The following is a 23,054-nucleotide window of genomic DNA, read 5'->3' as shown; positions in this document are numbered from 1 at the left end:
GAAGATGCTGTGGTAGCTCAGTGGCAGAGCACACCCTTGGTAAGGGTGAGGTCGAGAGTTCAATCCTCTCTCACAGCACCATCTTTCAACTCAAATCCCTATTGCTTACAGCGGCTTGAGCTAACGCCAGCGACAAAGCGACAAACGTCGCGCGCCGTCGCCCGAGCGCCGAGGGGGCGCTTTGATCGCGCCTTTACGCGCCCGTCACGCGCCAGATGACGTCACCCACATCATCCGCCATAAGAAGGGATTTCTTGTCCGGCCCGATGGTCACGCCGACAGGGCGACCGTAGGCGATCTTCTCGTCGTCGGACAAAAAACCGCTCAGAATGTCGCGCGGGACGCCGCTCGGGGCACCGTTCCTGAACGGGATGAAGATCAGTTTATACCCGCTGAGCGTAGAGCGGTTCCAAGACCCGTGCTGGCCGATCACCATGCCATCTCCGAACCCCGGCAACGTACCTTCCGGCATCCAACACAAACCAAGGGATGCGGTGTGGCCGCCCAAGGCGTAGTCCGGCGTTATGGCTTTCGCGACCATCTCCGCGTCTTGCGGCACGCGGTCATCCACGGTGTCGCCCCAGTAGGAATAGGGCCAGCCGTAAAAGCCCCCGTCTTGGACAGAGGTCAGATAATCCGGCGGTGTCTCGTCCCCCAATCCGTCGCGCTCGTTTACGACGGTCCAAAGCGCACTGGATGTCGGCTCCCACGCCATACCCACGGCGTTGCGCAGCCCCGAGGCAAAGATGCGTGCTTTTTCTGTCGCCACGTCAAGTTCCCAGATCGCAGCACGGCCTTCTTCGACCGCCATCCCTTGGTCGGCGATGTTGGTGAGCGAGCCCACACCCGCATAAATCTTGGCCCCGTCAGGTGACACAAGCAAACTCCGGGTCCAGTGGCCACTTGGCTTGAAGTCCACCAACTTGCGCCCCGCCCCCGAGAGCGAAGTCGCCCCCGTTTGGTAGTCAAACACCACAATCCCGTCTGTGTTGCCCAGATAGAAATTCTGCCCGACCAATGCCATGCCGAAAGGCTGTTTCTGGTTTTCGACGAACACCTCGCGCGTTTCAGCGACACCATCCCCGTCACTGTCGCGCCAAAGCGTTACGCGGTTCGCGCTTTTGCCGATAGCCTTGGCGCGGCGCATCGTGGCCTGCGCGGCATGGTCCATCAGCGTCTTCGGTGGCCCTGCCTCCTCCTTGGATTCCGCCACCAATACATCGCCATTGGGCAGCACTTCGATCCAGCGGGGATGCTCCAGCCCGCGCGCAAAAGCGTTCACTTTCAGACCGGCGGCGCAGTCGGGCACGTGGTCGCCATCCCACCCCTTTGCCGTTGGCATTTTTAACGTCATGATGCCCTGCTTCTTGGCTTCGGGGATTTGCGGCTCCGAGCCAAAGGCCTGATGAGTGGGCGAGCCGATGCGGCGCAGCATGGCCACCGTGCCCCCTACAATTGCAGTCGCTTTTGCTATGAAATCCATGACAGGCCTCCAAATTGGTCAAGGACCAGCGTAGCCCTAATTGTCTCCCTGCGACAGCGGCATTTGCGAACGATGGCCTAGCCGAACAGTTGCTTGAACAGCGGCGCGCATTGCCTGAACCCCGCTTCGAAATCGCCATCTCCGGGGTGGTAGACGCTCTCCAACGAGATCACGCCGCTATAGCCATCATTCTTTAAAGCCTGCGCAATAGGCGCGAAAAGCGGGCCCAGTTGCCCCTCCCCCATCCGCTTGACCGTTAGAAACGCTCGAGGCGTGTCGACGAAAACATCCTTGATATGAATATGCCCCAGATAACCGCCGCGCGTTTCCTCGTAACCGTCAGGATAGGCAAGCTCATGACACCAGCAGTTGTTTCCGGGGTCCCATAGAACCGACAGCGCATCTTGCGCGTCCAACTCGTCGATCAAGCGCCGCGCTGTGTAGTTCGAGTTGACCATCGTCCCGTTGCCCGTCTCGACAACCAAGCGCAGCCCTGCGTCCCGCGCAGCGTCCACAGCAGGGGCAATCAGCGGCAGCATCGCATCCCACGCGCCATGGGCGACGTTCCACGTCTCGGCGCCATGTGCGCCCCACAATATCTGCTCCTTTTTCGGGGTCATGATCCGCACCAAAGGGGAGCCGACGACATGCGCCATCTCAATAACGCGGTGCAGGGCGTCCATGTGCTTGGTGTGCAGCGCGTCGCCCGGTGTGTTGGCTGCCGTCATGCCCGCGAAAATATGGCGCGACAGGCAGGAGACTGGCTTGCCGCGGCCTCTCAAAAGCCTGTCGATTTCCTTGATCTCGGCGGCGGAATGGTCGCCGACTTCGTGATCACCGACAAACTGCAACTCGGCGTGGTCCAGCCCGAATTCATCCATGACATCAATAGCATGAGACAGGTCGCGGCTGATGCCGTCACAGATAACACCCAGCTTCATGGCTTTGCCTTTCGGTGCAACTCCGCCCCTACGATCTCTTCAATCACGCGGGTGCAGACCCAGTTGTCACCATTGGGATATTTGGTGCGCCCCGCATGAAATATCTGCATCGCAGACGCCGCCGTGTGAAGCGGCACCCCCAACTCCTCGCCCAGCGCCATAGAGATCGTCAGGTCCTTGTGCATGGTGTTGATATGGCTGCCGGTGCCTTCAAACTGGCGGTCGATGATCTTTTCAAGCGCGTTGTTCACCACGCCACAACCCGCCGAAGAGGTGGAGAACACGTCCAGCAAAACCTGCCCCGACACTCCCGCTTTCGCCGCAAGGGCTGCCGCCTCAAATGTGGCCGAAAACTGTGCGCCGATCAGCGATTGCAGGCAGGCTTTCACGGTCTGCCCCTCCCCCGGCTTGGTGCCGACGCGGTGGATATTGGCCGACACGGCCTCCATCACCGGCGCGAAGGCGTCCAAAATGTCGTCAGGAGCTGCGGCCATCATGGTTAGCGTGCCGCCTTGCGCGCCCGGAAAGCCGCCAGAGACCGGCGTGTCGATCAGGTGGATGCCGGAGCCTTTCATCGCCGCGCCGATCTCGCGGGCCTCGCGCGGCTTGACCGTGGCACTCAGGATGACGGCGCTGCCTTCAGGCATTTGCGATACCAATCCGTCCTCGCCAAGGATCACCGCCTTCGCCTGATCGCCTGTCATGACCATCACAAAGACCGCTCGCGCTTCTTTGCCGACCTCTGCTGGGCTGGCGGCCGCAACACCGCCCATCTCGACAAATGCCTGCATCCGGTCCGGTTTCAAATCGATACCGGTTACACGAAACCCGTTTCTAATCAGGTTCTTGGCCAGCCCGCTGCCCATATCCCCGATGCCGATAACCCCAATGGTTTCCATATGAAATTCCCCCTGCTTTTCGCACAAGTTCGCGTCTTGTGGTTTTCGAAAGAGCCAGCGTGTCGCTGGCCGGTTTCGCGGGGATTTCACGCGTCAGAGTGCGACGTCGGGCGGGTCCAGAAGACACCCCGCTGCCCGGTTAGGTACCCAAGCGTAGCACCAGCGTTTCAATTTTGACAAGCATCTGCGTCGGGTTGGCCAAATGAAAAGGGCGGATGCATCGCACCCGCCCGTCTCAATTCATCACTGTCAATGCAGGTGACTAGTCCACCCACTCCCAAGGCCGCGTAAAGGCCCCTAGGACGTGTTGGACCGCCTCGTCAGAGACGTCGCCGCGCTTGGCAACCTTGGCGACCAAACCGCGCTTTTTGTCCTCCAACACGGAGACAACTTCGGCTGCAACATCCGCTTTTTTCAGCGCCTCGTTGTAGATGCGGGTGATGGCCATCTTGCGAAGCTCGGGCTTGAAGATTTTGCCCACAGCGGTTTTGGGCAACTCGTCCATCAGCTCGATATATTTCGGATGGGCTGCGCGCTCGTGGACCTTTTCTTTGGCGAACTCCATCAACTCGTCCACCGTCGCTTTGCCGCCGCCAACCAGCTCCACATAGACGCATGGTATCTCGCCCGCATGGGCGTCCGGTTGTCCGATTGCGCCCGCGAAGGCCACATCGGGGTGGCCCGCCAAGGCCTCTTCGATCTCGGCTGGGTCGATATTGTGGCCGCCGCGAATGATCAGGTCTTTGGCGCGGCCCGTGATCCAGAGGTATCCGTCAGGATCCAGTCGGCCCAAATCGCCCGTCCGCAGGTATTTGCCGTCGTAATACAAATCCACGTTCTTTTCGGCCTCGGTGTAGGTGTTGCCCTCAAATACGCCGGGGTTGTTCACGCAAATCTCGCCGATCTCGTCAACCGCACAGACAGAGCCGTCTACGACATTGCGAATGGTTACATCGGTGTAAGGGAACGGGATGCCGATGGAGCCGACCTTCTTGTGGCCCGAAGGCGGGTTGATCGACACGAGGCAGGTGGCCTCGGTCAGCCCGTAGCCTTCAACGATAGTAACTCCGCAGGCTTTCTCAAACCGGTTATACAGTTCGACCGGCAAAGGAGACGAGCCGGAGAACGCGATCCGAAGGCTGGAAATATCGGCATTCACCGGTCTCTGCATCAGCGCCGAAATTGCTGTTGGCACCGTGATCATGAAGGTCACTTTGTAGCGTTCGATCAGCTTCCAGAAGTTGTCGAACACACCATCCCCGCGATAGCCTTGCGGCGTCGGAAAAATAACATGCGCGCCGGATGCAATCACCGACATCAGCACCACGTGAGACGCAAAGACGTGGAACAGTGGCAGCGGGCACATCAGCACATCTTCTTCTGTAAACAGCAGCTTGCGCCCCAGCCATCCGTTATAGACGACGCCCGAATACTTGTGCTGCGCCACTTTCGGCATGCCTGTCGTGCCGCCGGTGTGGAAGTAGAACGCGACGCGGTCGCCAGCGCTGTCCTCAAAGGCCAGCGTCGTGGGCTGCTTGTTCATCTCGACGCAGAAGTCGAGCACCTTGGCGTGATGGACCCCGTGAACTTTGGGCCGGATGAACGGCACGATAAATTTCTTCAGACCGGTCAAATACCGCAGCAGGTCGACTTCCAGAATGTGCTTCACGTTCGGCGCATGGCCCACAGCTTCGGCCACTTTCTGGGCAAGGTCGGTTTTCGGGAACGCCTTGAGCGTCACAACTACTTTGGCACCTGTTTCGCGAAGGATGGCGCTGATTTGTTCAGGCTCCAGAAGCGGGTTGATCGGGTTCACGATCCCCGCAATCGAGCCACCCAATAGCGTAAAGGCGGTCTCGGAGGCGTTGGGCAACACGAAGGCCACAACGTCTTTCTCGCCAATGCCGAGCGACCGGAACAGGTTGGCCGCTTGGCAACATTTGCCGTGCAGCTCGTTCCAGCTCAGTGTTTCGTTCTTGTCAGTTGGCCCTGATGTCAGCTGATACGAAAACGCATCACGCTCCCCGAACTTGTCTTTAGTCGTCGTCAGGAACTGATACATCGTGCGCGGAAGCGCCCGATCTTCCCAAGCGCTTTCGGCCTGAATCGCGTCGCGATCCGCCTTTGTGGCGAAGTTTCCCATTATTTCCTCCCTACGCGGCCCGTTGTCGAGCCATCCTTGTCTTTGAAATGAGCGTAAAGGGAATAAGAAACCACGCAAGTATAACGCTACGAAAAACACCGCTTTTTTGACTTTGGCTCAGCGCAGCAGGGATATCGCCCCGCCTTTCCCGCCAACAGGCGATATTTTGTGAACCCGAGGTGAAAGCGGTATAACATGAGTGTTTCTTATGAATGGAGCCTTCCATGGACATTACGTTGATCCGGTCTTTTCTTGAAGTCGCCGCAACTGGCTCTTTCGTTGCAGCGTCGGAACGGCTTTTTGTCACTCAGTCAGCCGTATCCTTGCGCATTCAACGGTTGGAGGATTCGCTGGGGCGACCATTGTTCACGCGGTCGAAAGCAGGTGCGGAACTGACCCAAGCGGGCATCGAGTTTGAACGATATGCCATGTCGCTCCTGCGTGTGTGGGAAGAGGCGCGCCAACAGGTGGCGATTCCGGACGGCTTTACCCGTCGTTTGTTCATAGGCGCGCAATACTCGTTATGGCCGCGCCTTGGATTCCGCTGGATCGACGCGCTGCGCACAGCAATGCCCGATCTCAACATCCGTGCCGAATTGGGGATGCCCGACCGGATGACGCGATCCCTCTCCGAAGGCAGCATTCAAGCCGCCTTGCTCTATACACCGCAATTGCGTCCGGGGCTGGAGGCACGACCGATCACCGAAGAAAAGCTGGTGCTTGTCGCCGGTTTCCCTGACCCGACGCTCGATCTGGCAGACAAGTATGTGTTCGTGGATTGGGGGCCGGAATTCCTGCACGCGCATGCGGCGGCCCTGCCCCATCTGACCAATACCGGCCTCACCTTCGCCCTTGGGGCGTTGTCGGCTGATTTCATCAAACGACGCGGCCTCGCCGCCTACCAACCCGCTCGATACGTCAAACGCGATCTGGATGCAGGCACACTCTGGCTTGTGCCCGACGCGCCGACCTTCCCGTTTCCCGTTTATGCAGTCTGGCGCGAGGATGTGGAGGAAGACCTCCGCAAGCAGGCCGAGACTGCGCTGGACGCTGTCGTCTCTCAACTCGCAGGTGAACGCGACGAGGTGCTAGATGCGCTGGATCACCTGTCACTGGACCACAAATCGCTGGGTTCGACTGAGACGGAATAACGGCAGTCGGTTGCGGACCCAATCCATAAGTAAAACTCGTTTTATCTATGATTATTTAGAATTTTTCTTATTGAAAGAATCCGCCTATCCCTCCTTTCAGCAGAGATGCTCCCGATCCTTGGCTCTGTTGCCACAGGACGGGTCACCTTCTCAGGATAGGATTGATCCATGAACAACACTCTGAAATTCGCTTCAGTCTCGTTGGCTGCACTGATGCTGGCTGCGCCCGTAATGGCGCAAAGCACTTTGGTTGGAACGAAAGCGCTGGACGACCGTATTGATGACATCACCGCCGACGTGAACGAAGACATCGCGCGCGGCAATGACGACGAACGTTTCGGCCCGAATGGCGTGGCTCAAGGCTTCCGTGGCTCTATTGCGCTGACCGCGTCTGGCGCGTCCGGCAACACTGACACCGGCGAGATTTCGGGCGCTGGCCGCCTGTCCTATGGTATCGGCAACTGGAACCACTCCGCTGGTTTTGCGATCGAATATGGCGAAGCAAACGGTCTGAAAAACGAAGAAAAATTCTTCGCGACCTACGAAGCAAGCCGCTACTTCACGCCAGAATTCTATCTGTTCGGTATCGGTCGTTACGAATATGACGGCTTCTCGGCCCCTGTTGTCGCTGGTGGCGCACCTGTCGCTGGTAACGCAACCGATGCCTTCATCGGCTTTGGTCCAGGTTACCGCGTCATCAACACCGAAAAACAAGCTTGGCGCGTTCAAGCGGGTCCTGGTGTGCGCTACACGAAAGACTTCGCTGGCGTAACCGAAACCGAAGTGGGTTTCATCGCGTCCTCGCGCTACTACCTGTCGCTGACTGACACTATGTCGCTCACCAACGACACCGATATTCTTGGATCTTCCGCGAACACCGTGGTCTCGAACGACCTTGGCGTGAACTTCAAGATGACCGACGCTCTGTCGACCCGGGTGTCTTACCGGACCGACTACAACTCCAACCCAGCGGCTGGTCGTAAATCGACCGACAACACTGTGGGTCTGTCACTTGTGCTAGGCTTCTAGCATTTAGATGGATGGGGTCCTCGGACGGTTTGTGCACCTCACCGACCGGGGATCTCCAAATGGAAAGGGACGGCCAATGGCCGTCCCTTTTTTCGTGTCGTATCTGGCGGGGGTTAGCCCTGAGGAATACGCAGCACCTGACCCGGATAGATTTTGTCAGGATGGGTCAGCATTGGCTTGTTGGCCTCGAAGATTTCTTCGTAGCGCGCGCCGTTGCCCAAGGTCTTGGCAGAGATGCCCCAGAGGGTATCGCCCTTTTTGACTGTATGGAACACGGGGTCGCCGCCGGCCACTTCGTCTTCGACTTCGGCCACGCCTTCGACGTTACCCACGGCCAGAATAATCTTTTCTTTGATCTCTTGGCTCACAGCGTCACCGGTCACTTTGACCTTGTCACCCTCGACTGTGATGTCCAGACCGGAGGCGTCCAGCCCCAGATCAGCGATTTCTTTTTGCAGGGTCGCTGCATCCGGCTCGGCTGCTTCAGCAGCCCCGAACAGCGATTTCCCAGCGTCTTTTACAAAGCTCCAGAGCCCCATGTCCAATCTCCATATATGACATTACAAGTTGGCGACGACGATGATCGGCCCTGCTCGGTTTGGCAAGGCAGGACTTGCGGGGAATTATTCCGCCGCGATCCCAGCTGTGAATTGCAGCTTCGCCAAACGCGCATAAAGACCGTCTTGCGCAACAAGAGCGTCGTGAGTGCCCGTCGCCACGATCCGGCCTTCGTCAAACACCACGATACGGTCGGCTTTCTTTACAGTCGCCAAACGGTGCGCGACAATGAGCGTGGTGCGATCTTCGCTCAGGCGGTCGACGGCCTTTTGAACCAACGCCTCGCTCTCCGAGTCCAGCGCGGAGGTTGCTTCGTCCAGCAGCAGGATCGGGGCGTCGCGCAGAATGGCCCGCGCGATGGCGATCCGCTGCTTTTGTCCGCCCGACAGCATCACGCCGCGCTCGCCTACATAGGTCTCGTAGCCATCCGGCAGCTTGCTCAGGAACTCATGTGCGGCGGCGGCCTTGGCGGCCTCTTCGACCTCTGCATCCGATGCATCAGGGCGTCCAAAACGAATATTCTCGCGGGCAGAGGCGGCAAAGATCACCGGATCCTGTGGCACCAAGGCGATGGAGCGGCGGAAGTCTTCGCGCGCCATGTCCCGCAGGTCGCGGCCATCAAGGCGAATTGCGCCACTCGTTGGATCGTAGAAACGCAGCAGCAGCTGGATAATGGTCGTCTTGCCAGCACCTGACGGGCCGACAAGAGCAATCGTCTCGCCCGCAGTTACGTCCAGTGTCACACCATCCAGCGCCGCAATATCGGGCCGTGCGGGGTAGCGGAATGTCACGTTGTCGAATTGAACAGCGCCTGTCAGACGCCCAACGCTGACAGGGTTTTCAGGGTCCTTGACGGAATCCTCTGCGGACAGCAGTTCGACCAAACGCTCGGTTGCCCCTGCCGCGCGTTGAAGCTCGCTCCAGATTTCAGACAGCGCCGCAACACCACCTGCAACCATGATCGCGTAAATCAGGAACTGCACCAACTCGCCTGCGGTCATGATGTCGGCCCGCACGTCCCGCGCCCCGATCCACAACACGCCGACAACGCCCGAAAAGACCAAGAAAATCACAATGACCGTCATCACGGCACGGGTGCCGATGCGCTTGCGCGCCGCTTCAAACGCCGCTTCGGTGAAGCCGGCGAACTTGACGCGCGACGGCGCTTCGTTGGTGAAGGCCTGTACAGTTTGCACTGACAACAGCGTCTCGGACGCATTGCCGGACGACGCCGCGATCTGGTCTTGGTTCTCGCGCGACAGCACGCGCAGTCGTCTGCCCAACACAATAATCGGTACGATAACGGCAGGGACGATCAACAAAACCAGCGATGTCAGCTTGGCCGACGTCAGCAGCATCAACACCAAACCGCCTATTAAAATCAAAAGGTTACGAAGGGCGATAGAGACCGAAGATCCGATGACAGACAAGATGAGTGTCGTGTCGGTCGTAATCCGCGATAGCACTTCGCCGGTCATCACGCGTTCGAAGAATTCCGGCCCCATGCCGATGGTTTTGTCAAACACTGCGCGTCGAATGTCGGCCACCACACGTTCGCCGAGGCGGGTCACAAGGTAATAGCGGAACCCCGTCCCCACGGCCAGCAAGGCGGCAACGGCCAAGGCCGCGATGAAATACTGGTCCAACAAGGCAGCCTCGTCCGTGCCGAACCCGTCGACCACGCGGCGCACTGCCATTGGCAAGACGAGCGAGACGCAGGCGGTCAACGTCAGGGCCAGAAGAGCCGCGAACATCAACGGAAGATAGGGCTTCATGAACGGCCAAAGCGCACCCAACGCGCCAATCCGTTTGGATTTCTCGCGCTCTGCTTCGCTGCCTAGTGCCTTTGCCATGGTGCCTCCAGTAATCGTCGGAATGGCTTAACGGAGGGGCGGCGCCGCCGCAAGCGTTCAGAGGGCGCAGCCCCGTGGCCTTTCCGTGAGCCTCCGGCTATATCGCGGCAACACACACAGCGGATGAGCAAACGGACATGCAAAGATGAGCGCACTTGGCCTCGGACTGATCGCGGCGCTGTGCTGGGGGCTTCACGATATTCTCGTGCGCCAAGTCAGCCAGCGCGCGCCTTTGATGGCATGCCTGATGGTGGTGCTGATCGCCGGCTCTCTTTTGCAGACCATCTTGATGGTTGGCACGGGGGCGATTGAACCAGTAGCCCCCAAGGCCGCACTGTTTGCGGCGTTGTCCGGCCTGTTCTTTTTGATCGCCAGCCTTGGCTTGTACGGCGCGTTTCAGCGCGGGCCAGTCCGTCTGGTGGCGCCTATTATCGCAAGTTACCCGATCCTGTCAGTGGGTTGGGCGGCGTTCACCGGCGCGTCCGTATCGGCGTTGGACTGGCTCGCCATCGGCGCAATTATTGCAGGTGTGTCGCTGGTTGCGGCCTTGTCCGATGACGAGCATGGCGCGTTGCCGCCCGCAGGCCGCACAATTGCCTACGCCCTTGTCGCGGCGGTGGGCTTTGCCGGAACCTTTGCTTTGGGCCAGATTGCGACCGAAATGGCCTCCGATCTTCCGGTCATTCTGATCACGCGCGTTGTCTCTATTGTGCTTCTGGCGGCAATCATGGTCACCCGAAAACTGTCGTTCAATCCGGGTCGCAGCGCCATGCCCGTGCTGCTGGCAATGGGGTGCCTCGACGGGGTGGCCCTGATGGCGGTGCTGTCAGCAGGTGGCTTGCCCAATGCGCAATACGCGGCGGTCGCCGCCTCTGTTTTCGGGCTTCTTACTATTGTGATGGCATGGGCGTTCCTGCGCGAAAAGATGAGCGTTGCCCAGTGGTTAGGATGCCTAACCGCGTTTCTGGGGATCGGATATCTGGCGCTTTAGCCTCTTCATCTCTCCACACGCAAGTCGCTAGAAATCCTCCCGCCACAAGCCCGCTAGACGGCGAGAGCGTTTTGCTCTCAGATGCACCAAACATCACCTGAAGCAAAAAGGACGTGGAATAATGAGGGGCGCTGACCTTTTGGTAAAGACGCTGGCAGCGGCCGGCATCACACGCATTTTCTCGCTGTCCGGCAACCAGATTATGCCGATCTATGATGCCTGTTTCGACGCAGGGATCGAGATCATCCACACCCGCCACGAAGCCGCCGCCGTGTTCATGGCAGAGGCATATGCACAGCTCACGGGCACCGTTGGCGTCGCCATGGTGACCGCAGGCGCGGGGGCTGCGAATGCTTTGGGGCCGCTTTTCACCTGCTCGGAATCCGAGACCCCTGTCTTGCTACTCACCGGCGACTCGCCGCTTGGCCAAGACGGCAAAGGCGCGTTTCAGGAACTGGATCAGGTGCCTATGACAACGCCGGTCACCAAGCTGTCTTTCCGGCCGACGCGGGCCGTTGATTTCGGCGTCGATACCGCCCGCGCCCTTCGCACGGCCCTGTCCGGCCGGTCGGGTCCGGTGCACATGGCCCTGCCCTTCGATCTGGTAGATGCCGATGCCTCCGACGGTGTGATCCCGACGGCCTTTGCTAAAGAGCCGATGCCCCTCCCCGCGCATGATGCGCAGTCTATTGCAACTGCAATTGCAGCAGCGCAGCGACCGCTTGTTATTTGCGGCCCCGCGATGAATGACACGCGCAAACCCGGCAAGCTGGCGGCGCTGCAAACCGCCTTGGGCGCACCTGTCATTGCCATGGAAAGCCCGCGCGGCCTCAAAGATCCCGCCTTGGGCAATATCGGCGCGGCGCTCGCTCAGGCGGACTTGATCGTAAACCTTGGCAAGCGGGTGGACTTCACCCTTGGCTTCGGCGGCCCTGCCGCAGTCGATCCGTCCTGCGTTTGGATGATGCTTCACGCCGACGCAGCGGAGCGGGACCGCGCGCATCGCAACCTTGGCACGCGCCTTGCAGCCTGTTTCGCAGCCGATCCGCGCGACAGCATGGAGGCGTTGATCGCTGCCGGACAAGGCGGTCATGACGCATGGCGGCGCGAGGTCAACGGTCACATCACCGCGCGCGGCTTTAGTGCCGAAGATACCGTGCCATCGGGCAAGATCACCCCCGCCCAGCTTTGTGCGGCAGTCCAACGCCAGATCGACAAGGCCGCGCAATCGGTGATGATTTGCGACGGCGGCGAATTCGGCCAATGGGCGCAAGCCGCAACGCAAGCCGACTTCAGGATCACCAATGGCATCTCCGGCGCAATCGGCGGCGGGTTGTGCTACGGGCTTGGGGCGAAATGCGCGATGCCGGATGCCACGGTGTTTGCCATGATGGGTGACGGCACTGTGGGCTTTCACTTTGCCGAGTTCGAGACCGCAGCCCGCAGCGGCACGCCCTATGTGGTCATCATCGGGAACGACGAACGCTGGAACGCAGAGCATCAGATCCAGATGCGCGACTACGGCCCAGACCGGCTGATAGGGTGCCAGCTCAGCGGCGCGCGCTATGACGAGGCCGCCAAAGGCCTGGGCGCACACGGCGAATATGTGACCGAACTGTCGGAACTTGACGCCGCCCTCGACCGCGCGGTGCAAAGCGGCAGGCCCGCCTGCGTCAACGTCCAGATCGAAGGCCTTCCTGCGCCAAGCGGGGCTGCGCATTAATCCAGCTTGAAGCCCTTGGCTTTGATGAACTCGGCGAAATCCACCCGCTCCGGCAGGCTGTATTGGCGGGCTTTATCCTCGGACCACGTGTAGGTATCGCTGGTGCCATAAAGATCGCTACTCCGCTGTTCAGCGTAGGGCTGAACCTGCGCACGGTGGGCGTCATACTGCGCCACGTCATCTGCAATCTGCTCTTGGAACCGGTCCACATGGACGGTGGTGCGCAACGGCAGGCGCGGGCTGATCTGTCCGTTCTTCGACGGGTAGCCCAACGCCAATGCGGCCACCGGAAACACGTGATCGGGCAGCCCCAGCAGATCGCTGGCCTCCTGCGCGTGGTTTCGGATGGTGCTGATCGGGCAACAGCCCAGACCCGCCGCCTCCGCCGCGATGACATAGCTGGCTAGGGCGATCCCTGCGTCCACACTGGCGTTGAAAAATGCATCCAAATGGTCGTTGGCAAAAGGCAGCCCGCGCGTCTCGTGCAACTGGCGCTGGCGGCGATTATTTGCGCAGAACACAATGAGGCTGGGGGCTCCGGATATCCACGCCTGCGCGGACAGAAGGTCCAGCAAACGCGCCTTGATCGCAGTATCTTGAACAATCACGATGTCACGCTGCTGAAGGTCGCTTTTCGATGGCGAGGACAGCGCAACTGCTGCCAAAGCGCGCAAAATCTCTAGCGGCACAGGTTTGGCCTCAAAGGCCCTGCAAGACCGCCTGCTGGCAATCGTCTCCAGCGTGGCGTTCCCAAGCAAGGCGTCCGGCGTATCCCCCGCATCAAGGAAACGCGCCTTCAGCGCCTCGGAAAGCGGGTCAGTCATGAAACTTCAAAACCGCCTGCACGGCGGGGCGCGCTTCCATCCGCGCGCGATGCGCCATGATCTTTGGAAATGCGCTTTCATTCACGCCGTCACCCTTCAGCCACCGCGCCACAAGGAACAGATACGGATCACAGATGGTGTATTGATCCCCCATCACCCATGGGCCTTGCAGGTAGCCGGTCTCGATCAGCGTCGCGCAGTCGGTCATGTTCTGCGCAACTTTTGCCTGCATTGCGGGAAAGGCACTTTCGTCGTCGGACCAACGTGACCCGCGATGTTTATGCGCATGTGCGACATGCACTGTGGAGGCCAAGTAGACGTTGAACTCTTGCGCGCGCGCCAAGCCGAACGGCGTCTCCGGCAGCAAATTCGCCGCTTTGAACATCTGGCCGATATAGGTCATCAAAGCAGGCGTTTCGGTCAGAATGCCGTCCGGCGTGACCAGCGCCGGTACGCGGCCCTTGGGGTTGATTTTCAGATAGTCGGGTTTGGCCTGATCCTGACTGGCGAAATCCAACAGACGCAGGTCATACTCCGCGCCCACCTCTTCCAGAGCGATTTGCACAGGCAAAGCCGCCGTGCCCTTGGCGTAGTACAGTGTAAACATATGCGTCTCCCCCGCGTGATTTGACTCTGACAATAGCGGCGGCCATAGGTTTGAGAAGGCCCTCCTAGTGTCAATTTTATTTACACAAAGGGTAAGCCTTTATTCCTTTGTGTTAGCAAAACCTGCATCTATATTTTCGATCTACTGAGCGATCTAACCGAAGGATTTGTGGTTTGGCGGACGAGCACCAGATGTCAGTTTCTGTCTGGCGCGGCGGAACGGCGGGATCCTTCCAATCCTTTGATGTGAAGATGGAAGAGAACCAGACCGTTCTGGATGTGGTCGCCTGGATTCAACAATACGCCGATCCGACGCTCAGCTACCGCTATGCGTGCCGCGTCGGCATGTGCGGTTCCTGCGCGATGATGGTGAACGGTGTGCCACGCTGGACCTGCCGGACGCATGTCAAAAAGGTGCTCAAAGACGGCCACATGGAGATCGCGCCCCTGCGCAACTTGCCGGTGATCAAGGATTTGGCCACCGACATGGATCCCTTCTTCGATAAATGGGTCGCCGCCGAAGGGCTGCATCACCCGACGCAAACCCGACACGATCCGATCGAGGCGATTGATCCTGCAAGCGCGGCCCGCGTCGAGGCCAATGCCGGGATCGAATGCATCAACTGCTCCGTCTGCTACGCCGCGTGTGACACAGTCGCAGGCAATCCCGACTACCTCGGCCCCGCCGCGCTCCAACGCGCGTGGAGCGTCTATAACGACAGCAAGGACGCCGACAAACTGGCTATCCTTGATGCCGTGTCCGGCGTGGGGGGCTGCCACAACTGCCACAGCCAAGGTAGCTGCGCGGTGCATTGCCCCAACGATCTGAACCCGATGAATGCCATCGCGGGGCTGAAACGTGAAACGGCCCGCAACTTCTTCAAGAGGCGCAAATGATGACGCTTCGGCTCTATATGGCGCAGCGGATCACCGCGCTGATTATGGCGCCGCTCGTGCTGATGCATATCGCGGTGATGATCTACGCCATCCAAGGCGGCTTGTCGGCGGCGGAAATCCTTGGCCGCACCCAAGGCAGCATCCTGTGGTTCTTGTTCTACGGCACATTCGTCGTCGCCGTGTCCATCCATGCGGCCATCGGGTTGCGCACGGTGCTCTCGGAATGGGCAGGCCTGCGCGGCACCGCTTTGAACGCGGTCGCATGGGCCGTCCTCGCCCTGCTCCTGATCCTCGGGATGCAGGCCGTCTACGGGGTCACCGCGATATGATACACGGTTACCGCACCCACACGCTCTGGATCGCGTTCCTGCTGCACCGCATCTCCGGCGTCGCACTCGCTTTGTTCCTGCCCGCCCATTTCTGGGTGCTATCCTACGCGCTCAACGCGCCGCAAAAGCTGGACGGGTTTCTGCACTGGGCGGAAACACCCCTCGTCAAAATCGCCGAATTCGGCCTCGTCTTCCTGCTCTCCGTCCACATGCTGGGCGGGTTGCGCCTGATGGCGCTGGAGTTCCTGCCGTGGACATCGGGCCAGAAAACCGCCGCCGCCAGTGCCGTCGCCGCCTCGACCTTTCTGGCGGGCATTTTCCTTCTGAGGGCCATCTGATGCAGATCGAGAGACACGACACCGACATCCTGATCCTCGGCACCGGTGGGGCTGGAATGTTCGCCGCCCTTCACGCGCAACAAACTGCGCCCGCAGGAACCAAGATTACCATCGCCGTGAAAGGTCTCATCGGCAAATGCGGCTGCACCCGCATGGTGCAAGGCGGCTACAACGTGGCCCTTGGCGGCGGCGACACGGTCGAGCGGCACTTCATGGACACCATCCAGGGCGGCAAGTGGCTGCCCAACCAAGACATGGCGTGGAAGCTGTGCGAGCAGGCGGTGGTGCGCATCCGCGAGCTGGAAAACGAGATCGGCTGCTTCTTCGACCGCAATCCCGATGGCTCACTGCACCAAAAGGCCTTCGCGGGTCAGACCGCCGATCGCACGGTCCATAAGGGCGACCTGACAGGGATCGAGATTATCAACCGCCTGATGGAGCAGGTCCTGTCCCGTCCCGTCGAAAAGCTGCAAGAGCACCGCGCCATCGGGCTTATCCCGACCAAGGACGGCTCCGCGCTGGCGGGCGTTCTGATGATCGACATGCGCACCGGAAAGTTCCGCTTCGTGCGCGCCAAGACCGTGCTGATGGGCACTGGCGGCGGGCCGACCATGTACAAGTATCATACGCCCTCTGGCGACAAGACGATGGACGGTCTCGCTATGGCGCTGCGTGTGGGTCTGCCCCTGCGCGACATGGAAATGGTGCAATTCCACCCCACCGGATTGCTGGCGGGCGATCATACCAAAATGACCGGCACCGTGCTGGAAGAAGGTCTGCGCGGTGCGGGCGGGCAGTTACTCAACGGCGCGGAAAACCGCTTCATGTTCGACTACGACGTCAAGGGCGAACGCGCCACGCGCGACGTGGTCAGCCGTGGCATCTTCGCGGAAATGCGCAAGTCCAACACGACCAAGAACGGCGGCGTCTATATCTCCATGTCGCATCTCGGGCCGGACTTCGTGCGTGCCAAGTTTCCTGGCATGGTCAAGCGCTGCACCGATAGCGGCTTCGATCTGGCCGCAGGCAAGGTCGAGGTGGTGCCAACCGCGCACTACTTCATGGGCGGCGTCTTGGTCGATCCCGACACCCGCACCGCGATGGAAGGTCTCTACGTGGCGGGGGAGGACGCGGGCGGTGCCCATGGCTCCAACCGCTTGGGCGGCAACGGCGTGGCGAACTCCACCGTCTATGGCGGCGTCGCGGGCGACGTGATGGGCATGGACATTCGCAATATGGGTGCGCTCCGCGACCCGGACGAGGCAGTGCTGGAGGCAGAAGTCGCGCGAGCGCTCCGCCCGCTGCAAAATAAAATTGCCCCGATCCAGCCCCTCCGCGACAAGCTGCAAGAGGCCATGTGGGAAGATGTCGGCGTGATGCGCACCGAAACGGGGATGGAGCGCGGTCTGACCCGCATCGCCGACATTCAGGCCGAATTGCTGGAAGCAGGCGTCGCAGGCGACAACCTCGCCTTCAACCTGACATGGCACGACTGGTTGAACCTCGCCTCGCTCTGCGAAGTCTCCGAGGTCATCACCAAGGCAGGCCTTGCCCGCGAAAACTCCCGCGGCGCGCATTTCCGCGAGGACTTCCCCGATAGCGGCGCGATGGAGAGCAGCTATTTCACCGTCGCCCGCCAAACCGGCGAAACCCTCGACGTCACGCGCGAGGACGTGCAGTTCACCATCGTCAAACCGGGGGAGACCATCCTGCCCGACGGCGAACCCGTCTCATTAGTGGAGGCCGCAGAATGATCCCCATCGATATCATCCAGAAAACCGCCGAGACCCTGATGGACAAGGCAGCCATCGAAATCCCGCAGGACTATCTCGACGGGTTGCAAGCCGCAGCAGATGTGGAGGACGGCGACCTGTCCTCCTTCGTGTTGCAGGCCATGCTGGAAAACTACGAGGCCGCCAAGGAAGACCGCCGCGCCATGTGTGGCGACACCGGCACCCCGCGCTGGTATGTCAAAATGGGCAACGAGACGCAGATCGAAGGCGGCCCCATCGCGCTCGAAGCCGCCTTGCGCCGCGCGACCGCCAACGCCACCAACGGCGTGCCGTTGCGCCCCAACCGTGTGCACCCGCTCTGGCGAACCGACCACAACAACAATGTCGGCATCGGCGCGCCAGAGATCGAATATGGCTACGAGCCGGGAGGCGAGTGGATCGACCTGATCACCGTCCATAAAGGCGGGCTGTTCGGCACCGATTACCGGATGCTGTTCCCCTCCGACGGGATCGAGGGGATCAAGCGCTTCTACCTCGACAGCCTCGTCGCCTTCGGCAAACGCGGCCTTGCGTGCCAGCCTGCCATCATCGGTATCGGGCTTGGCGGCTGCAAGGACACCTGCATGGTGCTGGGCAAACGCGCCGCCTGCCTGCGCACGGTGGGCAGCGAAAATTCCGACCCGAAGATCGCAGCGCTGGAGCGCGAGTTCAAAGAGTTGGGCAACTCCATCGGCATGGGGGCCATGGGCTTTGTCGGAAAATCCATGGTCGTCGATTGCAATATCGAGGTGGGCTATTGCCACACCGGCGGGATGCAAATGTCGGTTCACGCCTTCTGCCTGTCGTCGCGCCGCGCGGTGGCGAGGGTGTTCGCGGATGGTCGGGTGGAATACCGCACCGACCCCGACTGGTTCACCGACTACCAGCGCCGCGAGACCGTCGAATGGGGCGCCCCCGCAATGGAAGCGGCGGAATGACCCAGCCTCTCTCAGGCATAAGAATTCTCGACCTCACCCATGTGTTGGCGGGTCCATATGCGACGGGCCAACTGGCGCTGATGGGGGCTGAGGTCATCCGTGTCGAGCGTCCCGGCGGCGACGATTTCGTGCGCACCCATGGCGGCACACAAGCCATGCGGGACGCGGGGCTGGGCGCGTCCTTCCTGAGCCAGAACTCCGGCAAAAAATCCGTGGTGCTGGACCTGAAGAGCAAAGCCGGACTGGATGCGGCGCTGTCTTTGGTGGAGCAGGCTGATATTCTGGTGCAGAATTTCCGCCCCGGCGTGGCTGAGCGGTTGGGCCTTGGCTTTGACGCCACCACCCTGCGCAAGCCAGATCTGATCTATGCCGGTCTGTCGGGCTATGGCCCCGACGGCCCCCTCGCCTCCCGCCCCGCTTATGACCACATTCTGCAAGGCGTCAGCGGGTTGATGGCGATGACAGGCAGCCCCGAAAGCGGCCCTTTGCGCGTTGGCATCCCGATTGTCGATTACGTCGCGGGTCAATCACTGGTTTCGGCCATCCTTGCCGCGCTGTTGCAACGCGCCCGCAAGCCGCTGAAGCCGCAAGAGCTGCATGTCTCCATGCTCGACGCGATGACCAACCTGATGGGCGCTTTCGCGGTCAACCACCAGACCACCGGTGCGCTCCGCGGCCTCGACGGCAATCGTGCGTTCTCGGACTCACCCTTTTCCGGCCGGTTCGACTGCGCCGAAGGTCAGTTGGTCATCACCGCAAACACGCCCGCGCAAACCGCCCGTTTGTGCCTTGCGCTTGGTCGCCCCGAACTGGCGCATTCAGCCCCCGACACCGTGGCCTCAGCGCTTGCAGGCATCTTTGCCACGCAGCCCGCGCGGCACTGGGACACAGTGCTGGCGGAGGCTGATGTCCCCGCAGGTGCAGTCCTGACCTTAGGCGAGGCACTCGCGCATCCACAGATGCGAAACTCCCCCTGCTGGCACGATCTGCCCGTGCCGGAACTGGGCCAGACCGTCCGCGTCCCCGGTCTGAGTTTTCGCGCGCCATGGGCACCCAAAACGCTTGATCCCGCGCCCACATTCGGGCGCGACACGGACGAAGTCACATCACCGGAGGCCGCTGAATGAAGTTGCCACATCAATCAGACTGCCGGTATCTGGCTTGGACCGGAATGGAGACGGACCTAATTTTTAAGGCTGGTATTGATCTGCCCGGCTTCGCGTCGTTTCCATTGCTTCAAGACCCTAAGATGCGGCGTGTTATCGAAAGCTATGCCCGCGAGCAAATCCAATTGGCAGCACGCCATGGTTTGGGCTGCGTGCTGGAAAGCGCAACGTGGATGGCTAATCTGGATCGGGCAGCATCGCTTGGCTATGACGCATCCAACCTTGTGGACATCAACCGTGACGCCATTGCCCTACTTGCGGATGTTCGGGAGCAATCCGGGGCACCAAAAGTCCTGATCAGCGCGAATATCGGCCCGCGTGATGACGCCTACGCGCCAAGCGACATCATGTCGGCGGAGGACGCAGAGCACTATCATACAGCGCAGATCGAAAGCCTCGTTGGCACCGCGGTGGACATGCTAAGCGCTTACACCTTTTCCAATAGCCCAGAAGCAATCGGCTTCGTTCGCTCGGGGCGCAAAGCCGGATTTCCGTCAGTCGTCGCCTTCACCGTGGAGACTGACGGCCGGCTTCCGACGGGTCAGACCATCGACGCCGCAATTTCCGTGGTAGATGCGGCCACGGATGAGGGCGCTGCATATTTCATGGTCAACTGCGCACACCCAGATCACTTTTCGGATACACTTACCGGAAACTCTCGGTTGGCTGGCATCGTTGTCAATGCTTCTCGCTGCTCACATGCCGAATTGAACGAGGCGACCCAGCTTGACGAAGGTGATCCATCAGAGCTTGGCGAACAGATCGCCGCATTGGTTGCCGACTTCCCGTCGATCCGGGTCATCGGCGGGTGCTGTGGAACGGATATGCGCCATCTCGAAGAAATGGCATCACGTGTTGGAGGAATGACATGAGCCCACGCAAAATCCGCCTCAGCACCACACCCACGCAAGAGGCGCTGGATGATCTGCGGCTTGGCGATATCGTCTATCTGGACGGGCTGATGTATACCGCCCGCGAGGGCGTTTACATGCGCGCGCTTGAGGAAAAGGCCAATATTCCGATGGAGTTGCCCCGCGACTCGGCGGCGAACTTCCACTGCTCCCCTGCCGCGCGGATCAACCCCGATGGCAGCTTCGAGATGGGCGCTGTCACCGCCACCGCGTCCTTCCGTTTTGCAAAGTGGCTGCCGGAATGGATGGCAAAATCCGGCGCGAAGCTGATCATCGGCAAGGGCGGCATGTCGTCGAAGGACTACAAGTCTTTCTTTGTGCCCAACGGCGCCATTTACCTGTCCACAGTTGGCTACGGCACCGGCGCGCTTTTGGGTCGCGGGGTGGAAAAAGTGGAGGCGGTTCACTGGAACGAAGAACTCGGCCTTGCTCAAGCGATGTGGGTGATCAAGTGCAACAATATGGGGCCGTTCATCGTGGCTTCCGACAAGAATGGCGACTGCCTGTTCGAGAGAGAAAACGCCAAGATCGCGGTCAATCTGGAACGTGTCTATGAAGGCACCCGTCCCGCCACGCTCAAACGCTATGGCGAGACTGACGACCGCAGCGACGAGGTGATCTAGACGCGTGCCTCTAAGGCAAGCGTCTGGAATTGCTCCAGTTCTTCGGGCAATTCCGTGATGCCCAAACCTGGCGTCTCGGTGATGGCGAACCGTCCGCCGTCCTCCACTGCTGATCCGTCAAACGCATCGCGCAACGGGTTGGGGTTTACATCAACCTCCAGCACACCGTCGCCGCCAATGGCTGCCAGCAAATGGCCCGAGGCGATCAGTCCGATGCCGCCGCCAAGAAAATGCGGGCAGTAACGCAGTCCTGATTTGCGCACCGCACGGGCCACATCTGCACATCCACTGAGCCCGCCCCATTTCACAATATCGGGCTGCAGCACGGAAAAATGCTGCGCAGCAATTGCCACCGAAAAATCGTCATGACCAGTGATGTTTTCGCCCCCCGCAAGCGGCGTCGCGAAGCTGTCAGCAAGGGCCGCCCAGTCCGAAGCCGGAAGGTCTGCACGAATGGGCTCTTCCAGCCAGCCCAGATCCAGCGCGTCGATCCGGCCAGCGAAAGACAAGGCGTCAGGCACCGACCACGCCTGATTGACGTCGGCCATGAGCTGCTCGCCCTCGTGCAGGCTATTTGCCACCTCGCGCAACTCGTCCAAGTCGCGCGCGCCATCAAAGCCGATCTTCACCTTGAACGCGTCATGTCCAGCAGCCCGCGCCCGTGCGATCAGTTCCGGCGCTGCGTTGATCGCAATCCCGCTGGCATATGTCGGCACGCTGCGTGCGGCGTCCTTGTTCAGGAACTGCGCGACCGAAAGCCCTTCGCTACGGGCACACAAATCATGCAACGCAATATCCAAACCCGCGATCACTTGCCGGAACGGACCCCATTCGCCGGATTGCAGCGCGCGGATATGTGTCTGCTCCGTCAGTCGCGTGAACAAGTCCTCTGACTGCGCGACCTTGCTTCCGATCACCAAATCGCAAATATCCCGCACCAAAAGCTGCGCGCGATGCTCGGCGGCGGCGGCGGGCCAGTTGGCGAAAATCTCGCCCCAGCCGAAAACGCCATCCTGATCCGTTAGCTTCACAAAAACCGCCGGTCGGTCGCGCATCACGCCAAACGACGTGGCAACAGGCACCTTCACCGGCACACGGTAGCAAAACACCTCCACCCGTTCGAGGATACGCGTCATGCCAAAACCTCCCTCAGCATCAAGACCAGCCCCGAGATCAGCATCATCGCAATCAACAAGCGCCGGAACTGGTCGTCAGTCAGACGTTTGAACACGGTGATGCCAACCTGTGCGAACACCATTGTCACCGGCAACGCCATGGCAATGTAGGTCAGCGTTTGCAGCGTGTAGGCGCCTTTGAAAGCGAAGACCAAAGCCGTCACCCCCAGCACCACCACGTTGAACGGTTGTAATACGGCGCGCGTCTCGGATTTGGGCCAAGGACGCATTGCGCACCACATGGTCGGCAAGGCCCCTGACAAAGACGCGGCGCCACCAAGGATTCCTCCTGCAAATCCGACAAGCCCGTCGATCACCGGCGTCGGCCTGTCGAGTTTAGGCAGCGAGGACCGCAGCGTAAAGAACCCGCCATAGAGGATCAGGAAACCCGCGATAATGATTTTCAGGACAGTCGGCTCCAACACCGAAAGCGCCGCGACGCCCAATGGCACGCCAGCCAATGCAGGCACCACAAACCGCGCCAGCCTGCGCGGTTGATCCAGTATCGAACTGCGCACCAGCCAAACGCCTTGGAGCCCTGCAATCACGGACATAACCACCACGATAGACACCGCCTGCGCAGGGGGCATGATCTGCAACCAGAAACCCAAGGCAAACAGCGCGGTTCCGAAACCAGCCAGCCCGTTGATAAAGCCGCCTGCCGCCGCCCCAACGGCGAGGATCATCAAAAACTCTGTTGTCAT

The 23,054-nt window shown here is 60.3% G+C and carries 22 protein-coding genes and 1 tRNA gene; 13 read left to right on the top strand and 10 right to left on the bottom strand.

Annotation, left to right across the window (positions count from 1 at the left end):
- Window positions 1-6 precede the first annotated feature (6 nt).
- Window positions 7-81, top strand: a tRNA-Thr gene (locus BM352_RS08035).
- A 112-nt stretch (window positions 82-193) separates the two neighbouring features.
- Here the strand turns inward: BM352_RS08035 and BM352_RS08030 are convergent.
- The 4 genes from BM352_RS08030 to BM352_RS08015 all read right to left on the bottom strand — a co-directional run bounded on the left by BM352_RS08030 (window position 194) and on the right by BM352_RS08015 (window position 5,466).
- The gene (locus BM352_RS08030) at window positions 194-1,483 is read right to left on the bottom strand and encodes a PQQ-dependent sugar dehydrogenase (RefSeq protein ID WP_090214928.1); all 1,290 of its coding nucleotides are present in this window, start codon (window positions 1,481-1,483) and stop codon (window positions 194-196) included.
- A gap of 77 nt (window positions 1,484-1,560) precedes the next feature.
- On the bottom strand, window positions 1,561-2,424 hold the full coding sequence (locus BM352_RS08025; RefSeq protein ID WP_090214924.1) for a sugar phosphate isomerase/epimerase family protein: 864 nt from the start codon (window positions 2,422-2,424) through the stop codon (window positions 1,561-1,563).
- Window positions 2,421-3,413 (bottom strand): NAD(P)-dependent oxidoreductase, encoded by a 993-nt coding sequence (locus BM352_RS08020; RefSeq protein WP_342713598.1) that lies wholly within the window; start codon window positions 3,411-3,413, stop codon window positions 2,421-2,423. The genes BM352_RS08025 and BM352_RS08020 overlap by 4 nt, the downstream gene beginning before the upstream one ends.
- A 172-nt stretch (window positions 3,414-3,585) precedes the next feature.
- Window positions 3,586-5,466, bottom strand: coding sequence for an acyl-CoA synthetase (locus BM352_RS08015; RefSeq protein WP_090214915.1), 1,881 nt, complete (start codon window positions 5,464-5,466; stop codon window positions 3,586-3,588).
- A 224-nt stretch (window positions 5,467-5,690) separates the two neighbouring features.
- On the opposite strand from BM352_RS08015, the gene BM352_RS08010 reads away from it, so the two are divergent.
- Window positions 5,691-6,617 carry a LysR family transcriptional regulator gene (locus BM352_RS08010; RefSeq protein ID WP_090214909.1) on the top strand — a complete coding sequence of 309 codons (927 nt, stop codon included), beginning with the start codon at window positions 5,691-5,693 and terminating at the stop codon, window positions 6,615-6,617.
- A gap of 168 nt (window positions 6,618-6,785) precedes the next feature.
- A complete protein-coding gene (locus BM352_RS08005) occupies window positions 6,786-7,646 on the top strand; it encodes a DUF481 domain-containing protein (protein WP_090214902.1) in 861 nt (286 codons plus the stop codon).
- 113 nt (window positions 7,647-7,759) lie between these two features.
- Here BM352_RS08005 and lysM read toward each other — a convergent pair whose 3' ends face one another.
- Window positions 7,760-8,185, bottom strand: coding sequence for a peptidoglycan-binding protein LysM (gene lysM, locus BM352_RS08000; protein WP_073143648.1), 426 nt, complete (start codon window positions 8,183-8,185; stop codon window positions 7,760-7,762).
- A gap of 84 nt (window positions 8,186-8,269) precedes the next feature.
- The gene (locus BM352_RS07995; protein ID WP_090214898.1) at window positions 8,270-10,057 is read right to left on the bottom strand and encodes an ABC transporter transmembrane domain-containing protein; all 1,788 of its coding nucleotides are present in this window, start codon (window positions 10,055-10,057) and stop codon (window positions 8,270-8,272) included.
- Window positions 10,058-10,202: 145 nt separating this feature from the next.
- Here BM352_RS07995 and BM352_RS07990 point away from each other — a divergent pair, with 145 nt between their 5' ends.
- Both BM352_RS07990 and BM352_RS07985 read left to right on the top strand, forming a co-directional pair.
- The gene (locus tag BM352_RS07990) at window positions 10,203-11,048 is read left to right on the top strand and encodes a DMT family transporter (protein ID WP_090214894.1); all 846 of its coding nucleotides are present in this window, start codon (window positions 10,203-10,205) and stop codon (window positions 11,046-11,048) included.
- Between the two features lie 121 nt (window positions 11,049-11,169).
- Window positions 11,170-12,771 (top strand): thiamine pyrophosphate-binding protein, encoded by a 1,602-nt coding sequence (locus tag BM352_RS07985; protein ID WP_090214889.1) that lies wholly within the window; start codon window positions 11,170-11,172, stop codon window positions 12,769-12,771.
- Here BM352_RS07985 and BM352_RS07980 read toward each other — a convergent pair.
- Together BM352_RS07980 and BM352_RS07975 are read right to left on the bottom strand one after the other, a co-directional pair.
- Window positions 12,768-13,595 (bottom strand): nitroreductase family protein, encoded by an 828-nt coding sequence (locus BM352_RS07980; protein ID WP_090214886.1) that lies wholly within the window; start codon window positions 13,593-13,595, stop codon window positions 12,768-12,770. The genes BM352_RS07985 and BM352_RS07980 overlap by 4 nt on opposite strands.
- Window positions 13,588-14,202, bottom strand: coding sequence for a glutathione S-transferase family protein (locus BM352_RS07975; RefSeq protein WP_090214883.1), 615 nt, complete (start codon window positions 14,200-14,202; stop codon window positions 13,588-13,590). The genes BM352_RS07980 and BM352_RS07975 overlap by 8 nt, the downstream gene beginning before the upstream one ends.
- A gap of 191 nt (window positions 14,203-14,393) precedes the next feature.
- Here BM352_RS07975 and BM352_RS07970 point away from each other — a divergent pair, with 191 nt between their 5' ends.
- The 8 genes from BM352_RS07970 to BM352_RS07935 are packed head-to-tail and all read left to right on the top strand — an operon-like array spanning window position 14,394 to window position 21,175.
- Window positions 14,394-15,098: a succinate dehydrogenase/fumarate reductase iron-sulfur subunit gene (locus BM352_RS07970; RefSeq protein WP_090219975.1), complete on the top strand. Its 705-nt coding sequence runs from the start codon at window positions 14,394-14,396 to the stop codon at window positions 15,096-15,098.
- Window positions 15,095-15,427 (top strand): succinate dehydrogenase/fumarate reductase transmembrane subunit, encoded by a 333-nt coding sequence (locus BM352_RS07965; RefSeq protein WP_090214880.1) that lies wholly within the window; start codon window positions 15,095-15,097, stop codon window positions 15,425-15,427. The genes BM352_RS07970 and BM352_RS07965 overlap by 4 nt, the downstream gene beginning before the upstream one ends.
- Window positions 15,424-15,765: a succinate dehydrogenase, cytochrome b556 subunit gene (sdhC, locus tag BM352_RS07960; RefSeq protein WP_090214876.1), complete on the top strand. Its 342-nt coding sequence runs from the start codon at window positions 15,424-15,426 to the stop codon at window positions 15,763-15,765. The genes BM352_RS07965 and sdhC overlap by 4 nt, the downstream gene beginning before the upstream one ends.
- Window positions 15,765-17,519, top strand: coding sequence for an L-aspartate oxidase (locus tag BM352_RS07955; RefSeq protein ID WP_090214872.1), 1,755 nt, complete (start codon window positions 15,765-15,767; stop codon window positions 17,517-17,519). Before sdhC ends, BM352_RS07955 begins: the two co-directional genes overlap by 1 nt.
- Complete coding sequence (locus tag BM352_RS07950) at window positions 17,516-18,475, top strand: fumarate hydratase (RefSeq protein WP_090214870.1); 960 nt, start codon at window positions 17,516-17,518, stop codon at window positions 18,473-18,475. Before BM352_RS07955 ends, BM352_RS07950 begins: the two co-directional genes overlap by 4 nt.
- Window positions 18,472-19,602, top strand: coding sequence for a CaiB/BaiF CoA transferase family protein (locus tag BM352_RS07945; RefSeq protein WP_175500646.1), 1,131 nt, complete (start codon window positions 18,472-18,474; stop codon window positions 19,600-19,602). The genes BM352_RS07950 and BM352_RS07945 overlap by 4 nt, the downstream gene beginning before the upstream one ends.
- Entirely contained in the window at window positions 19,599-20,513 is a 915-nt protein-coding gene (locus BM352_RS07940; RefSeq protein WP_090214862.1) for a homocysteine S-methyltransferase family protein, read from the top strand. The genes BM352_RS07945 and BM352_RS07940 overlap by 4 nt, the downstream gene beginning before the upstream one ends.
- Window positions 20,510-21,175: a fumarate hydratase C-terminal domain-containing protein gene (locus BM352_RS07935; protein ID WP_090214857.1), complete on the top strand. Its 666-nt coding sequence runs from the start codon at window positions 20,510-20,512 to the stop codon at window positions 21,173-21,175. The genes BM352_RS07940 and BM352_RS07935 overlap by 4 nt, the downstream gene beginning before the upstream one ends.
- On the opposite strand, the gene BM352_RS07930 is transcribed toward BM352_RS07935, so the two are convergent.
- Both BM352_RS07930 and BM352_RS07925 read right to left on the bottom strand, forming a co-directional pair.
- A complete protein-coding gene (locus BM352_RS07930) occupies window positions 21,172-22,311 on the bottom strand; it encodes a mandelate racemase/muconate lactonizing enzyme family protein (RefSeq protein WP_090214855.1) in 1,140 nt (379 codons plus the stop codon). The two genes, BM352_RS07935 and BM352_RS07930, sit on opposite strands and share 4 nt — an antisense overlap.
- Window positions 22,308-23,054: a sulfite exporter TauE/SafE family protein gene (locus BM352_RS07925; RefSeq protein WP_090214850.1), complete on the bottom strand. Its 747-nt coding sequence runs from the start codon at window positions 23,052-23,054 to the stop codon at window positions 22,308-22,310. The genes BM352_RS07930 and BM352_RS07925 overlap by 4 nt, the downstream gene beginning before the upstream one ends.

Origin of the sequence: Litoreibacter janthinus, assembly GCF_900111945.1 — a bacterium.
In the GTDB taxonomy this organism is placed as follows: Bacteria; Pseudomonadota; Alphaproteobacteria; order Rhodobacterales; family Rhodobacteraceae; genus Litoreibacter; species Litoreibacter janthinus.
Note: the sequence above shows the minus strand (reverse complement) of the source record. Positions and strands in the feature narration are given on the sequence as shown.

Bases quoted from the DNA above. Each gene is read 5' to 3' on its own strand.
- BM352_RS07945 (WP_175500646.1), top strand. From the start codon at position 18,472: ATGACCCAGCCTCTCTCAGGCATAAGAATTCTCGACCTCACCCATGTG.
- BM352_RS07930 (WP_090214855.1), bottom strand. From the start codon at position 22,311: ATGACGCGTATCCTCGAACGGGTGGAGGTGTTTTGCTACCGTGTGCCG.
- BM352_RS07970 (WP_090219975.1), top strand. From the start codon at position 14,394: ATGTCAGTTTCTGTCTGGCGCGGCGGAACGGCGGGATCCTTCCAATCC.
- BM352_RS08030 (WP_090214928.1), bottom strand. From the start codon at position 1,483: ATGGATTTCATAGCAAAAGCGACTGCAATTGTAGGGGGCACGGTGGCC.
- BM352_RS07955 (WP_090214872.1), top strand. From the start codon at position 15,765: ATGCAGATCGAGAGACACGACACCGACATCCTGATCCTCGGCACCGGT.
- BM352_RS07940 (WP_090214862.1), top strand. From the start codon at position 19,599: ATGAAGTTGCCACATCAATCAGACTGCCGGTATCTGGCTTGGACCGGA.
- BM352_RS07990 (WP_090214894.1), top strand. From the start codon at position 10,203: ATGAGCGCACTTGGCCTCGGACTGATCGCGGCGCTGTGCTGGGGGCTT.
- BM352_RS08015 (WP_090214915.1), bottom strand. From the start codon at position 5,466: ATGGGAAACTTCGCCACAAAGGCGGATCGCGACGCGATTCAGGCCGAA.
- BM352_RS07935 (WP_090214857.1), top strand. From the start codon at position 20,510: ATGAGCCCACGCAAAATCCGCCTCAGCACCACACCCACGCAAGAGGCG.
- BM352_RS08010 (WP_090214909.1), top strand. From the start codon at position 5,691: ATGGACATTACGTTGATCCGGTCTTTTCTTGAAGTCGCCGCAACTGGC.
- BM352_RS07925 (WP_090214850.1), bottom strand. From the start codon at position 23,054: ATGACAACAGAGTTTTTGATGATCCTCGCCGTTGGGGCGGCGGCAGGC.
- BM352_RS08025 (WP_090214924.1), bottom strand. From the start codon at position 2,424: ATGAAGCTGGGTGTTATCTGTGACGGCATCAGCCGCGACCTGTCTCAT.
- BM352_RS07950 (WP_090214870.1), top strand. From the start codon at position 17,516: ATGATCCCCATCGATATCATCCAGAAAACCGCCGAGACCCTGATGGAC.
- BM352_RS07985 (WP_090214889.1), top strand. From the start codon at position 11,170: ATGAGGGGCGCTGACCTTTTGGTAAAGACGCTGGCAGCGGCCGGCATC.
- BM352_RS07980 (WP_090214886.1), bottom strand. From the start codon at position 13,595: ATGACTGACCCGCTTTCCGAGGCGCTGAAGGCGCGTTTCCTTGATGCG.
- BM352_RS07995 (WP_090214898.1), bottom strand. From the start codon at position 10,057: ATGGCAAAGGCACTAGGCAGCGAAGCAGAGCGCGAGAAATCCAAACGG.
- BM352_RS08005 (WP_090214902.1), top strand. From the start codon at position 6,786: ATGAACAACACTCTGAAATTCGCTTCAGTCTCGTTGGCTGCACTGATG.
- BM352_RS07965 (WP_090214880.1), top strand. From the start codon at position 15,095: ATGATGACGCTTCGGCTCTATATGGCGCAGCGGATCACCGCGCTGATT.
- sdhC (WP_090214876.1), top strand. From the start codon at position 15,424: ATGATACACGGTTACCGCACCCACACGCTCTGGATCGCGTTCCTGCTG.
- lysM (WP_073143648.1), bottom strand. From the start codon at position 8,185: ATGGGGCTCTGGAGCTTTGTAAAAGACGCTGGGAAATCGCTGTTCGGG.
- BM352_RS07975 (WP_090214883.1), bottom strand. From the start codon at position 14,202: ATGTTTACACTGTACTACGCCAAGGGCACGGCGGCTTTGCCTGTGCAA.